Here is a 13,092-nt window from a genome sequence, read left to right on the forward strand (position 1 = left end):
GGCCATGTTGAGCCAACTGGCGTGCTTTGGGGTGTAGTGAAACTCCACGCGTCGCAACAGCTTTGCGGCTGTGCGTTGGCCGAGTACGTCAACGAAACACTTGCGGAAGTGAATGTTCAAGTTGTCGAGCACGAGATGAACGCGCTTGGCGGTCGCGTAAGCGCCAGTGAGCAGCGCGGCAATGAAGTGGACGAAGTCGTCCTTGCAGCGGTGGTCCGTGACCGAGACCTCGCGATGTCCGCCCCTGGGCTCGATGGCAACGAACAGGTTACTTGTCCCCCTCCGAACGTACTCGTAGTCTTCCTTGTGCGGTGCTCCCTGCGCAATCGGCAGTGGCGCGCGGCTGCGAGCGAGCAACTGCAGACTCTTCTCGTCGATGCAGACGACGGGCTCACGCAGGTCCAGGGGCCGTGCATACAGCTCCAGCAGCTCGTACATCCGAAGTCGGTACTCCAGCGTCAGAGTGCCGATGCACCACATCAGTCTGCGCCAGGGCTTGAGGTCGTTTTTTTTAGCATCCGGCGCACCGTCTCGCGACTCAGATCGGGTCTGCCAGTCTCGCGTCGTGCAGCCTGTTCGAGTTCCACCAACGTCCAACGCGCCCGCCCTTCTGGCGGCCCCGAGCACGCCAGCGCCGTGACTTGCGCCTCCACATCCGTGTCGTACTGGCGCGGGCGCCCAGCTCGAGCGACGTCCCATAGCGCCAAATCCAGTCCGCCCTGCACATATGCGGCCCGCGTGCGCCAGAGGGCCGTCCGTCCGATTCCCAGCACAGCTTGGATTTGCGCTTCCGGGATCCCCTTGTCCAGGCAAGCCAGCACGTGAGCACGGTTGACTTCCCGGCTGTGATGAACCCCTTTGCCGCGAACCGCCTCCACAGTCGCACGGTCCTGCGGGCTCAGCTTCAACTCTGTTTGGCGCATGACTACACCTCCGAACGTCTTGTGATGACATGCAGAGTGTATTCATGTTCCGTTATTTACGTGTTGATGTACTAGTGCAGTGCGCTTGAAATAATGGAACTTAATCGATGGGGCTCCGACCTCGATGGAGGTCGCAGCGGCTCTGGTGCAAACTTTGGCTTCCGGTAGCCCATCGATCTTTGTGATGTCAAGGCTGAACGTGGCGAAGAAGTTCCAGAGCATGGATGAGCTGTTCAAAGGTCGACACTTCGAGCGAGAGGTAATCGTCCTGTGCGTTCGCTGGTACCTGCGCTTCAAGCTGAGCCTGCGTGACCTGGTGGAAATGATGGCCGAGCGCAGCTTGGCCTTGGCCCACACGACGATCATGCGCTGGGTCCAGCGCTTCGTGCCCGAGTTCGAGAAGCGTTGGAATCGATTCGCTCGCAAGGCCGGCTGATCCTGGCGCGTCGATGAGATCTATGTGAAAATCCGCGGTAAGTGGACCTATCTGTACCGGGCTGTCGATCGCGAGGGGCAGACGGTGGACTTCCGTCTGAGCGCCAACCGCGACGTCAAGGCGGCCAAGGCGTTCTTTCGCAAGGCGTTGGAGACCCAGGGCCGAGTTCCAGTGAGCATCACGCTGGATGGTTACGCCGCCTCGCACCGGGCGGTGCGAAAGTTGCCCGCGCAGAACCCACGCTGGAAAGACACGCGGCTGCGGTCGTCGAAATATCTCAACAACATGATCGAGCAAGACCATCGGGGCGTGAAGTCACGCATCAACCCGATGCTCGGCCTCTAGGTCTTCGAGCGCGCCGCGGTGACGATTGCTGGCGTCGAGTTGCTGCACCGAGTTCGCAAGGGTCAGTTCAATCTCGGTCGGCTGCACGTTCGGGGCCAAGCTGCGCCCGCGATCTGGAATGCTGTGCTTTCAGCATAACCTGCGCGGCCTTCCGGACACGTCACTCCGGCGTTGCCGAAACTTTGCACCAGAACCGCCTTGAGCTGATTTTCGACCTTCTCGTCGCAGTCGCGGCCTTCGCCGGCAAAGGAAAAGGCAACGTGTCAGTTCGGCCCAATGGATTCTCTTGGCTGTTTTCATGTTTTCATTCCGTAAGCCGGTCGGGTCGTCGGTGCACTTGACCATGGCCGTTGTGCCGCCTTGCTGCTTGGCGATCGCGGAATCCGGATACGCGAGCCGCCTGAAAACTGCCGACGGCCAACCGGAGGATCTGGCCGGAATCAGATCTGGTGAAAATCGTCGGTGACTCTCGCTGACGCCCTTCGCCGCCATGCCTTTACTGGCGCCGACCGACAACGTGGTGATCAGTCGTCGAGACCGCGCGCAACCGACTGAGCCGGAGATCGTCATGGAAAACCGATGGTGCAGCGCGTGCGGTTGTGAGTTTTCGCCTCGACCCCAGGCGCCGCGACAGGCGTACTGCACCAAACCCGAATGCCGCCGCGAGCGACGGCGCCTCTGGCAGATGGCGAAGCGGCGCAGTGATCCAGACTATCTCGCGAACCAGACCCAGGCCCAGAAGGCGTGGGCAGCGAGGAATATCAACTATTGGAAGCAGTACCGGACCGATCACCCAAGCTATGCAGCGAACAATCGCAGCCGCCAGCGCAGTCGCAACAACAAGCGCAAGCAGCCCTCCGTTGCAAAGATGGACCTCTCGCAGGCGAGCGACCTCCTCGAGACGGGGCACTACGAACTGCGTCGGATCGGCGTCTCGCCTGTTGCAAACATGGACCCGTGGATCGTCAAGATCACCGTGCTTTCGCGGGCCGCGGGCCCGTCGACCATCGCTTTGTGATTGCAAAGAGAGGACTTGATCGATGCGCCGCATTCAACCTGCTACCTTGCAGCGTCCGCCGCCGCCTGGCCGCTCCGCGGGCAGGGACGAGCGGTTCCCGCAATGGGTGAGGTAGTCGAATGGATCACGACCAATTCAGCGCCAGCGTTCCGTCCGGAGGCGCCCTGCTTCGGGCGGCCGAATACGTGCGCATGTCCACCGAGCACCAGCAGTATTCGACCCAAAACCAACACGATCGGATCCGTGAGTATGCAAGGCAGCGAGGGATGCAGATCGTTAAGACCTATGCAGACGAAGGCAAAAGCGGGCTGAGGATCGATGGCCGCGTCGCGCTGCAAAGCCTGATCCATGACGTCCAGGCCCATCTCGCGGACTATACGGTGATCCTGGTCTATGACGTGAGCCGCTGGGGCCGGTTCCAAGACGCTGACGAGAGCGCCTATTACGAATACATCTGCCGACGCGCGGGCATCCAAGTCGCCTATTGCGCCGAGCAATTCGAAAATGATGGTTCGCCCGTCTCGACCATTGTCAAAGGCGTCAAGCGCGCCATGGCGGGAGAATACAGCCGGGAGCTGTCAACCAAGGTCTTTGCCGGCCAGTGCAGGTTGATCGAACTGGGCTTTCGCCAAGGCGGCCTGGCGGGGTTCGGACTGCGGCGGGTGTTGGTCGATCAATCGGGCGAAATAAAGGCGACGCTCGAACGAGGACAGCAAAAGAGCCTGCAGACGGACCGAGTGATCCTGAGGCCGGGGCCATCGGCGGAAGTCACCATCGTGCGGCAGATTTACGAGTGGTTCATTGAAGGCGGCCTGGTCGAGGCCGACATTGCCAAGCGCCTCAACGCCGCAGGGGTGCGATCCGACCTCGGACGTGAATGGACCCGTGCGACGGTCCACGAAGTGCTCACCAACGAAAAATACATCGGCAGCAACATCTACAACCGCATTTCCTTCAAGCTCAAGAAATTGCGCGTCATCAATTCGCCGGACATGTGGATTCGCAAGGACCAGGCCTTCGAACCTCTGGTCGATCGCGACGCCTTCTACACGGCCCAGGGCATCATCCGGGCGCGGGCACGCCGCTACAGCGACGAGGAATTGATCGAGCGTCTGCGCCTGCTCTACCGCCAGCGCGGCTTCCTTTCAGGGGTGGTCATCGATGAAGCAGAAGGCATGCCGACCTCCACTGCATACATGTACCGCTTTGGAAGCCTTCTGCGCGCGTACCAGTTGGTCGGCTACGCGCCTGCACGCGACTACCGCTATCTCGAGCTCAACCGCTTCCTGAGGCAACTGCACCCCCAGGTCATTGCCACGGTGGAAGGACGAGTGGCCGAGGTCGGCGGGCGGATCTACCGTGACCCCGCGACAGACCTGATCGATGTCAATCACGAGTTCACGGTCTCCGTGGTGCTCGCCCGATGCCATGAGGCTGCTAGCGGCAGCTCTCGATGGAAGATCCGTTTTGACGCCGGACTCGCGCCCGACATCACCGTGGCGGTGCGGCTGAACCGGTCCAACAGTGCGGCGATGGACTACTACCTCCTGCCCTGGAGGGAGTTTGCGCGCGCGAGGCTCAGTCTGGCGGAGCACAACGCGATCGAAATCGAGAGCTTCCGCTTCGAGACGCTCGACTATCTCTGCGGGATGGCAGAACAGATCCGCATGAAGAGAGCCGCATGAGCAACTTGCCTACCGACCGGGAGCTGCGCATGGTGCCCATCGACCGGATTGACGTGCTGAACCCGCGCGAGCGCGACCCCGAAGTCTTCGCCAAGATCGTAGAGAACATCCGGGCGATCGGCCTGAAAAAGCCGATAACCGTCACCCCGCGTGCAGGCACCGACGGTGCCGAGCGCTACCTGCTGGTGTGCGGCGAGGGTCGGCTGACGGCGTTTCGCGTCCTGGGCGAGACGCGTATTCCAGCGCTGGTGGTGGATGCCACCGATGAAGACGCCTATCTTATGAGTCTCTCCGAGAACATTGCTCGGCGCAAATATCGCGCGCTGGAGCTCTTGAGCGGCATCGGGCTATTGAAGGAAAAGGGCCATTCGGCCGGGGAAATCGCCGAGAAGATCGGCGTGGGGGTAGGGTACGTTCGCGACATCCTGATCCTCCTCGACAAAGGCGAAGAACGCCTGCTGACGGCCGTGCACCGCGGGCAGATGGGGTTGAACACCGCCATCAGCATCGCGCGAGCGGGCGACGACGAAAATGCCATCCAGAACGCGCTGCAGGAGGCATATGACGCCGGTACGCTTCGCGGGCGCCAGTTGATCGAAGTAAGGCGCTTACTCCAGCGCCGGCGTCAGTTGGGGCGGTCAACCTCGCGAGCGATGCCACGCAAGATTTCGAACGTACCCAGCAGCAGCCTGGTGCGGACCTACCAGACTGAAATCATGCGCCAACAGGTGATGGTGCGCCGGGCCTCGCTCGCTCAGGAGCAGTTGCTGTTCATCCTTGGCGCGCTGCACCGGCTGATCGCGGATGAGAATTTCACGAACCTCCTGCGCGCCGAAGGGCTCGATGCCGTGCCCAAATACCTGTCAGATCGCATCGTGACGGCGGCCCCCATCGCATGACAGCAGTGACCATCGGGTTCCTTCCGAAGCCGATCCTGGTGCCGGTCGGCAACATCTTGCCCTCGCGCAAGTTGTCGGAAGGTCTCGCGGCCACGAAGAAGTACAAGCAGATCCTGGCCTCCATCCAAGAGGTCGACATGATCGAGCCGCTGTCGATAAGCGCCGTTGAGCGACGCTCCGGCCAACATGTCCTCCTCGACGGTCACATCCGGCTCGCGATCCTGAAGGAACTCGGCCGTACCGAGGCCCCGTGCCTTGTCGCGATCGACGAGGAATCCTATACGTACAACAACCGAATCAATCGACTGTCGACGATCCAGGAGCATTTGATGATTTGCCGCGCCGCCGATCGCGGGCTATCGCCCGAACGGCTCGCCAAAGCGCTCTGCCTGGCCTCCACTGAAGTTGTGAAGCGCATGAACCTGCTCGTCGGCATTTGCCCCGAGGCGACTGAAATGCTCAAGGATCGCCAGTTCTCAGTCGAGGTGTGCGCGGCTCTGCGCCGTATGAAGCCGACTCGACAGATCGAAAGCGTGGAACTGATGATTTCCGCAAACAATCTGACCGTCGGCTATGCGCGTGCGCTGCTGGTCGGAACCTTGCCCGATGGACTCGCGCAGCCAAAGAAGCCCCCTCAGCCCCGGAAGGTGACCCAGGAGCAGATCGGTCGGATGCAGCGGGAAATGAGCAACCTGCACGATCAGTACAGGATCGCGGAGCAGACCTACGGCGAGGACACCTTGAACTTGGTGCTGGCGCGCGGATACGTCATCAAGCTGCTCGACAACAGGCATGTGCGTCGCTATCTGGAACAAAACGAGCCGGAGGTGCTGGAGCAGTTCCTTGCGATCGCGAATGCGGCCATCGGGGAGAAGAACGAAGCAACAAAGGCGCTTTCGGACCGGTAGGCAGAGGGCCGATCGCTGCAGACCTTGTGGAGGCCGCGCGGCTTGCAGCGGTGCAGGAACGCACCGCGCGCTTGTCGGCAATTGTTGAAGTCATCTAATGACGCTAGCCAGGTCAGTAAATGACGCTAGCCGCTCAATGAACTCCGCTAGCGCGGGGAACCGCAGACCACAGCGGCAGAATTGTTTCTATTTCCCTCGAGACCCAGCGCGCACACGCTGACGAGCAAGGGATCAGTCGAACGCCCTTTTGAAGCATCACCGGATCGGCGGGCGCTTCCTGCGGGCCTTCGTGCAGCTATTCGCCATCCTGTCGGGGGTCGCGTTGCTCCGGCCTGAAGACTGGTCCGCCGCGGGGCCACGATGCCTGCGTTGTCGAACCAATGCTTGAGTTGGCCGTGATTGGGACGTGCATGCATGTCGGTGAAACGGTGGGGCATTTCCAGTGCGCACTCGTCTGTCCATAGGCGCAACGCTTATGGGGGTAGCCGTATCTTTTGCGCAGATTGACACGCGGTGTCTGAGGATTTTCCCTGCGAATTCAACAAGTTACGCGGAGCATCGGTCGACGTCAGGACGCGGTCGGCAAGTACTTGTCGCGCTTGGGTCTTCTGAGCGAAATCGTGTCAATCATCAAAGATACGGTTACCCCCGTTGAGCATGCGTTGTCGCTTGGGCTGATGAAAATGCCGGTCGATGATAGAGGGCGGTTCAGCCGGTGAAGACCTGCTCCTCGGGTACGCGGGCTGCCTGAAGCGCTTCCACCTTGAGCGAGTGGATCCGCAAGAGCATGGCGGTGGATTTCTCGGCGTTGGCACGGCCCTTGAGTGCAAGGCCGCCCAGCCCTGCGAGCCCCACGACTGCCCAGCCCACCGGCCCACTCAGCATGCCAACCAGTGCAGAAGCGCCGGCGTAGCTCGCGAAAGGTAGGGTGGCGCCTATCAGTCCAGCGACCGCCGCCATCGTGACGCTCATGGTTGTGTAGAACGCGAATCCCGCCAGTGCCACCGTGCCCGACAACGCGGCGAGAGCGCCAGCCCCGCCAAGTGCTGCGATGGCGGCCTTGTCCTTGAGCGAATTGTTCGGGTCGACGTGCGCAAGAACTGCCTTCCGCTCGCTCTCGCTCAACTTGTCCCACATCCCGACGAAGAGAACCTTGAACAACGCCTGCTCCAACGGGAACGTGGGCGCCTCCTTGACGATTTGCTTGTCCACACGCGCCTCGGCGGCGACCCATGAAACAACGCCGTGATAGTCCAATGCATCGGCATCCTTGAAGGGTTACGCCAAGGCATTGCTGGACAACCACAGCAGACGCTTTTGGATGGCATGAGCATCCATGGCCGGATCGGTGGGCTTTGAAGTGTCGGCTGCCTTGGCGACGCCAACGGCGATTTTCATTTCCTGCATCGCCTTCGATGGCAGGGCCGTCAAGAAGGCGGAGAGATGCTCCGCCCGCCACTTTTCTTTTGGCAGCACCAGCGGTGCGAGGCGGGCCATTTGACTCTGGGAGTCTTCGCTCGTGCACGCGACAGGCGCGAGTGCTGCCACCAGGGCCAACACCAGCGAGCGGCGGCCTGCAACTACCAACATTGGCTGACTGTTCATTTGCGAACTGCTTTCCCGTGAACGGATGGAGTGAAATTGACTTGGCGAGTGTGCCGATCCCTGCGGCCGCTTGCTTCAGAGGGCCTTCATGAGGAAGAAGAGGCGTACGAACCAGGTCAGCGCGCCCGCGCTGTTGATTGCCTGCCGAAATGAACTGCCATCGATGAACACGAGCAGTGCGACGCAGATCATGTATTGCACGACAACGCCCCAGCACCATCCCGCAAAGGGATCGCCGCGATACGCCGCCCGTATCGATTGGCTCACCATCTGGCTCAAACCAAGCAGCAATACGAATGCAAAGATCGCAATGAGAGACATCGAACCTCCGCGCCAGTCAAAGCGTGCAGGCTACGAGGGGGTCGCGACAGGTGGTGTCGTTTCAGGAGCGCGGAGGCCCAAGTAGGACGCGAGTTCCAATTCGAGCTCCAACTGCAGGTGGGCCGGCTCGACGATGCGCAGGTGTGGAATCCAGTAGCGCACGATCGGCACGATCTGGTTGGGATGGCCGATGCGGGTGGAGACGAGCAGACTCCCATCCGGCTGCACAGCCTCGATTCGTTGATTGGCCACGAGGTCGCGGCGCTGGAAATAGGGTGCTGCGCTGCTCGCGACGTGCAGCACGACGCGCGTCGAAGTCTCCGACTGCCACAAGCCGTCGTCGCTCTCGAGACGGGACTCCACCTGGGCATCAGGCTCGAAGTGGCCATTCTCGATTTGCAGCGCCCGCAGGCGCGTGAACCCGAATATCTTCAGCTTGCCGCTGTCGATTGCGACCAGGTACCAGATGCCTTTCTGGTTGAGCAACTTGTAAGGTTCCACGCCGCAGAAGAACCGTGGAGTTGGCGACGTTATGGCGCTGAACTCGAATGCAAGACGACGACGATCCGCGATCGCACGCCGAATCAACGCGAAGGATTCGGCATGGTCGTCGATGTCCTCGTAGTTGTGCCCTCGCACCAGCAGGCCGGAATCGTCTTCCTCGCGCAGGAGCTGGCGCACAAATGCGTGGGACAGCGCGGGGAACAAGCCCTGTGTCCCGGCGACAGCGGCAAAGCGCGCAATATCGCGCGTACTGAGCTGACCCAGCATTGCGGGATCGATCTGGTACTTGCCGTCAACTTTGATCAGGTCCAGGTAGGCGAAGCGCTGGTTGAGGTCGCGCTGAACAGTGCGCAGGTCCACATCGAATTCCGCGGCGAGGCTTCGCGGGTCAAGGCGTTCTCCACGGTTGAGCTTGACGAGGACTCGGGTGAGTCGATGAACCAGCGTGTCGTGGTCGGGGCGAGGAGAACTCATGTGAGGGATTCTGCGGCAACGGCGCGGCGCCCGAAGCTAAGCTCGGACGATGACAACCTCCAATTCCTCTCTCTTCCTCCTTTCCATCATCGCCATGCTGATTCTTGCGGCATGTTGGATTCCCCGCATCAATGCTCCGGCCGAGCAGAACATCGATGCCGGCCTGAAGCGCTCGCTGGCAACTTTCGCGACCGCACGCGCGCTCGGCGCGGCACTCTCGGTGGCGCAGGGTACGCAAGTCAGCGTGGAGCCCGGTGGCGTCGGTGTCACCTTCGCGCCGGGGCAGGTCTTGCAGCCACTGAACGAACTCGTCGACAAGTTTGCTGACGTCATGCTCGTGGCGAGCGTGTCGTTCGGGATCCAGATGTTCCTGATGAAGATGGGGGGCCATGAAGCCGTGGCCATCGCCACCTCGGTCGCCGTCGTGCTCTGGTGGGCCGCGGCTGTGTGGCGCGGTGGCGGCACATGGGTTGCGAGGTGGTCCCGCCCGTTGTTGGTTGGGATGCTGCTGGTTCGTTTCGCGGTCCCGCTGACCGCACTCGCCAACGAGGCCGTCTACGGCGCCTTCATGGCGAAGGACTACGCCGAGGTCAGCGCCAAGGTGAACGACGCCGACCGCAAGGTGCCCAGCGGCGTGTCGGACCTTCCGCGCGTCAAGGGCAGCATCTGGGACATCCTGCGCGGCTGGAAGGACATCCTCGACAACGTCAAGGAGGGATTCGATTACAGGGGCATCCTCGACGAGGCGAAGGACTTGAGCGCAAGGATCGTTAACCTCATCGCGATCTTCGTGCTGCAGACCATCGTCCTGCCCTTCGCGTTCTTGTGGATGGCCTGGCGTTCGGCCCGAATGCTCGTCGGTAGCTTCGCGGCAGAGGTCCGCTGCAGGTAGGCGCCGCCGGCGCTCAGCCGCCCGAGAACCCGAAGCCCGCGATTGCTCTCGGAGGGTTCGCCTCGGCGTGGCTCTTCCAGTCGCAGAACCTCCCCGTGGAACTGAAATGGGCGTCCAACTGGGCAATGGCGTTCATCGCGCGCTATGGCGCAGAGCTCGTGCTCGCCTTCATGAGTCGGGCTGTCAAACCCTTTACGGGCGATCATCCGTCGACGAAGTAGGCGGCTCCTTCGGGAAGTCCAATGCTGGCAGGCCGGGTGTCACCTTGGGCGTCGAAAACTTCAATCATGGACCGGCGTCGGGGCCAGCTGCCAAGATGATGGCCGCCGAGGCGCTGGTGCACATTGACCGCGCCAATCGTGATGAGTACTACGAGCACAACATTACTTCGCAGCTGATGAGAGTGTGCAAAAGCGTGGGAGGCTGATTCCGAAGGTCAAGCATCGGACTCCGCTGAAACCCGCCGCCATTACGGCGGATGGCACGAGAGCCGTGTGCCAGTCTTTGGCGCCGACGCCTTGGCCAACTTCGCCAGCCGACCGGGCGACAGATCGCCGTTGAGAGCAGCGACGCGGACTTGCGCCAGGCAGTGGGCCCCTTCGTCGGTCCAGCGCATTTGCTGCTTCTTCGCCATGCGATGGCTCACGACCAGGTTCACTGCCGACTCTGCGATGCTGCTGCTGATAGGCAGGCCTCTCCTGAGACGCGCCCCGTAGTTCACCAGCGTGCCGGCGTTGCTCCCGATGTAGCCAGACACGCGCTGGAGATTCCACCAGAGCGTCGAGAATTCATAGCCCTTCCTGGCCATCAAAGCGTCATCGAGCGCCTTGATGCGCGCCACGGACTTGCCAGCCTTGCCGTGCCAGACGAACCATTTGGAGCTGCGGATTTCACTTTCCACCCAGGCTCGCTCCAGCGATTCGATCGCCGCGCTACCGAACACCGAGTTCTCAGCCGCCTTGAACTTCATTGCGATGTGAAACCAGTCCAGTATCCTGCCTCGGGCAAGTTGGCTGCCTTGAACCGCCTTGGCGAACTCGCCCGCGTCATCGCTGATCACCGTCACGCGCTCGTTGGGCCCGACACCACTGCGGGCGAGGAATTGATCCAATCGCGCGGCCGCCGAGGGCACCTGCTTGTGCACATACGCGTACACGCGAGGAGCACGGTCGGCAAACGCAGCTCGCCCGGCAACGATGTTCACGTGGCGTTGCAAGGTCGGTGCCGGTGACCAAGGCGATCGAAGCTTGGCTTCCGCGCGAATGGCTTGGCGGCCCTTGGGGGTGCTGTGGTGCTTCAACCATGCCGAATCGACGCTGACGCACGCGACGTTGGTGGATTCGCGCCGTGGGACGGTGGTGTCGGCGATGGCGGTGGCCTTCGGCTGGTTGGCGATATCGCGCTCCACTTCGGTATCCAGTTGCCTTGCGACCGCATGAACCCGTTCCCGTGTGCCGCTGAACGAGATCTGCTTGTCGATTGGAAGGACCTCCTTGAGCAGTGCTGTGGCCTGCCGGTAGGGCAGATGGGCAGCCCATTCCACCTGAAGGTATTCCAGTTCCGGTGTCACCCGCCTGGGCAGCGCCTTGCAAAGGGGACTCACGGAGCTGCGTGCTGTCCCCGGCGCCGCACGGCAGGGACACGACCACAGTCTCGGGCTCCTGACGGCCACGTTGCCATACACGGTCCGCACCACAATGCTGCGACTGTCCTTGTGGCTGAGCAACGTACCGCACCGGCAGCAGTTCGTCTCGCCCGCCATCCACTCGTCGACCTGCTGCGAGACCATTACGTCTTGGACCCGGGCCAGTAGAGCACGGCCTTCAGCAAGGGTGAGGCCCAACTTGGCAAGACTGCGGTCGCGACGCTCGAGAACGGCCAACGTTACCGCACCGTCCACTGCGTCGCCGATGTCGGCGGCCTCAGCAATTCGAGCCTCAATGATCAAGCGCATGGTTTACCTCCGACGGGTCGATAACCGCCAGAGTAGCGAAGACGGCCGCCTTGAGAGCAAGTCGAAGCAAGGCCGCGGGGCTCGCAGCCTCCCACACTTTTGCACACTCTCATGTGGTTTTGGCCGGGCACTACGACGAGTTTGCCTCCACCCAGCATCGGGCAGCCGCGTCGGCCATGACGGTGAAGAAAGGCCGAGACCGCTCGCCGCGCACGATCAGCACCGGCCGCGTAATTTTCGACAACTGCTCGCAGCTAATCTGTGGGACGTTCTTTTCCTCAAAGTACACGCCCATCGAGCGAGCACTGTCGAGTTGGATCCTCTGTAAAGCAGCCGGCTGCGCGTCAAAGTAGCCAGGTCGCCCGCTGACGCCGTCGACCATTCTCTTTACCGCCAAGTCATTTTCACCTGCGCGCACTGCCTGCCCCACCGGGGCCATAAATAACGAAACGTCATCTCTGTGATGGCGGCCTCATCCAAAATGGCGCTCTCCCTTACGCGGCACCGAGGAAAGGAATTCCGATGTGTGCGCCAGCGTACAGACCAAGGTCTCTGGCCTGGGCTAGAAGTGTCTTTTTCATGATCGGCGCACATGTCAACGCAACAGCCTTCATATCTTTTGGGCGAGCATGTCGCGTCCAACGCAGCCATCCCGATGCCGGGGGGTGTTGCGGCAGCCTCCGAACTTTGGCTGGGCGTGCGAGATGAAGATTTGGTCACTGCTGTGCTGCTTTCCATCGCTGGGCGCCGAACATTGGTTCCTGAGCGCGTCGAGGTATTACCATTCTTGTGCTCCCTAGCCGACCTTTTCAGGCATACCCTTGATAAGCGCATTGAGGTTGTTGTGGAAGTCGACAGAGATTGCCCCGCGTGGAACGTAGATAGAAGTGCGCTGGAGGAAGCGTTGATGCAAGTAGTGCTCAACTGCAGTTGCGCCGCACGTCGAATGGGTCGAATGACGTTGTGGGCCTCATTCGACCGACGGGGTAGCCTTCAAGGCACGCTGCTCAAAATTCTCAGCAACTCCTCTGGTGAAGATTGGTCGTCGCTTGAATGGCGAAACTGATGAGTTGCCCCGGCCGTCAACGGCCGCTATCGGGAATCTCAGAAGACCGTAGTGGGCCCATT

Annotated in this window: 15 protein-coding genes and 1 pseudogene; 8 read left to right on the forward strand and 8 right to left on the reverse strand. The window is 61.3% G+C overall.

Annotated features, from left to right (window positions below):
* The coding region (locus tag WKW80_RS32435; RefSeq protein WP_340367707.1) for a transposase at nt 1–480 on the reverse strand (480 nt) is incomplete at its 3' end.
* Nucleotides 480–923, reverse strand: a complete 444-nt coding sequence (locus tag WKW80_RS32440) for a helix-turn-helix domain-containing protein (protein ID WP_340367708.1) — start codon at nt 921–923, stop codon at nt 480–482. The genes WKW80_RS32435 and WKW80_RS32440, both read right to left, overlap by 1 nt.
* A 220-nt stretch (nt 924–1,143) precedes the next feature.
* Between WKW80_RS32440 and WKW80_RS32445 the strand changes: the two are divergent.
* The 5 genes and pseudogenes from WKW80_RS32445 (at nt 1,144) to WKW80_RS32465 (ending at nt 6,214) form a co-directional block, all read left to right on the forward strand.
* A pseudogene (locus tag WKW80_RS32445) lies at nt 1,144–1,842 on the forward strand (IS6 family transposase).
* Between the two features lie 352 nt (nt 1,843–2,194).
* Nucleotides 2,195–2,722, forward strand: coding sequence for a hypothetical protein (locus WKW80_RS32450; RefSeq protein WP_340367709.1), 528 nt, complete (start codon nt 2,195–2,197; stop codon nt 2,720–2,722).
* 119 nt (nt 2,723–2,841) lie between these two features.
* The gene (locus WKW80_RS32455; RefSeq protein WP_340367710.1) at nt 2,842–4,407 is read left to right on the forward strand and encodes a recombinase family protein; all 1,566 of its coding nucleotides are present in this window, start codon (nt 2,842–2,844) and stop codon (nt 4,405–4,407) included.
* Entirely contained in the window at nt 4,404–5,306 is a 903-nt protein-coding gene (locus tag WKW80_RS32460) for a plasmid partitioning protein RepB C-terminal domain-containing protein (protein WP_340367711.1), read from the forward strand. Before WKW80_RS32455 ends, WKW80_RS32460 begins: the two co-directional genes overlap by 4 nt.
* Nucleotides 5,303–6,214: a plasmid partitioning protein RepB C-terminal domain-containing protein gene (locus WKW80_RS32465; RefSeq protein WP_340367712.1), complete on the forward strand. Its 912-nt coding sequence runs from the start codon at nt 5,303–5,305 to the stop codon at nt 6,212–6,214. The genes WKW80_RS32460 and WKW80_RS32465 overlap by 4 nt, the downstream gene beginning before the upstream one ends.
* 708 nt (nt 6,215–6,922) lie before the next feature.
* Here WKW80_RS32465 and WKW80_RS32470 read toward each other — a convergent pair.
* The 4 genes from WKW80_RS32470 to WKW80_RS32485 form a co-directional block, all read right to left on the reverse strand.
* Nucleotides 6,923–7,471 (reverse strand): hypothetical protein, encoded by a 549-nt coding sequence (locus WKW80_RS32470; protein WP_340367713.1) that lies wholly within the window; start codon nt 7,469–7,471, stop codon nt 6,923–6,925.
* 21 nt (nt 7,472–7,492) lie between these two features.
* Nucleotides 7,493–7,819, reverse strand: coding sequence for a hypothetical protein (locus WKW80_RS32475; protein ID WP_340367714.1), 327 nt, complete (start codon nt 7,817–7,819; stop codon nt 7,493–7,495).
* A gap of 75 nt (nt 7,820–7,894) precedes the next feature.
* Entirely contained in the window at nt 7,895–8,140 is a 246-nt protein-coding gene (locus WKW80_RS32480) for a hypothetical protein (protein ID WP_340367715.1), read from the reverse strand.
* 30 nt (nt 8,141–8,170) lie between these two features.
* The gene (locus tag WKW80_RS32485) at nt 8,171–9,118 is read right to left on the reverse strand and encodes a helix-turn-helix transcriptional regulator (RefSeq protein ID WP_340367716.1); all 948 of its coding nucleotides are present in this window, start codon (nt 9,116–9,118) and stop codon (nt 8,171–8,173) included.
* Between the two features lie 49 nt (nt 9,119–9,167).
* Between WKW80_RS32485 and WKW80_RS32490 the strand changes: the two genes are divergently transcribed.
* Both WKW80_RS32490 and WKW80_RS32495 read left to right on the forward strand, forming a co-directional pair.
* Nucleotides 9,168–10,010, forward strand: a complete 843-nt coding sequence (locus WKW80_RS32490; protein ID WP_340367717.1) for a hypothetical protein — start codon at nt 9,168–9,170, stop codon at nt 10,008–10,010.
* Between the two features lie 106 nt (nt 10,011–10,116).
* Complete coding sequence (locus WKW80_RS32495) at nt 10,117–10,437, forward strand: hypothetical protein (RefSeq protein WP_340367718.1); 321 nt, start codon at nt 10,117–10,119, stop codon at nt 10,435–10,437.
* A 42-nt stretch (nt 10,438–10,479) separates the two neighbouring features.
* Here the strand turns inward: WKW80_RS32495 and WKW80_RS32500 are convergent, their stop codons facing one another.
* Nucleotides 10,480–11,964, reverse strand: a complete 1,485-nt coding sequence (locus tag WKW80_RS32500; protein WP_340367719.1) for an ISKra4 family transposase — start codon at nt 11,962–11,964, stop codon at nt 10,480–10,482.
* A gap of 130 nt (nt 11,965–12,094) precedes the next feature.
* A complete protein-coding gene (locus WKW80_RS32505) occupies nt 12,095–12,346 on the reverse strand; it encodes a hypothetical protein (RefSeq protein ID WP_340367720.1) in 252 nt (83 codons plus the stop codon).
* A 210-nt stretch (nt 12,347–12,556) separates the two neighbouring features.
* On the opposite strand from WKW80_RS32505, the gene WKW80_RS32510 reads away from it, so the two are divergent.
* Nucleotides 12,557–13,030, forward strand: coding sequence for a hypothetical protein (locus WKW80_RS32510; protein WP_340367721.1), 474 nt, complete (start codon nt 12,557–12,559; stop codon nt 13,028–13,030).
* The last annotated feature ends 62 nt before the right edge of the window (nt 13,031–13,092 follow it).

Origin of the sequence: Variovorax humicola (assembly GCF_037889915.1) — a bacterium.
Classification (GTDB): Bacteria; Pseudomonadota; Gammaproteobacteria; order Burkholderiales; family Burkholderiaceae_C; genus Variovorax; species Variovorax humicola.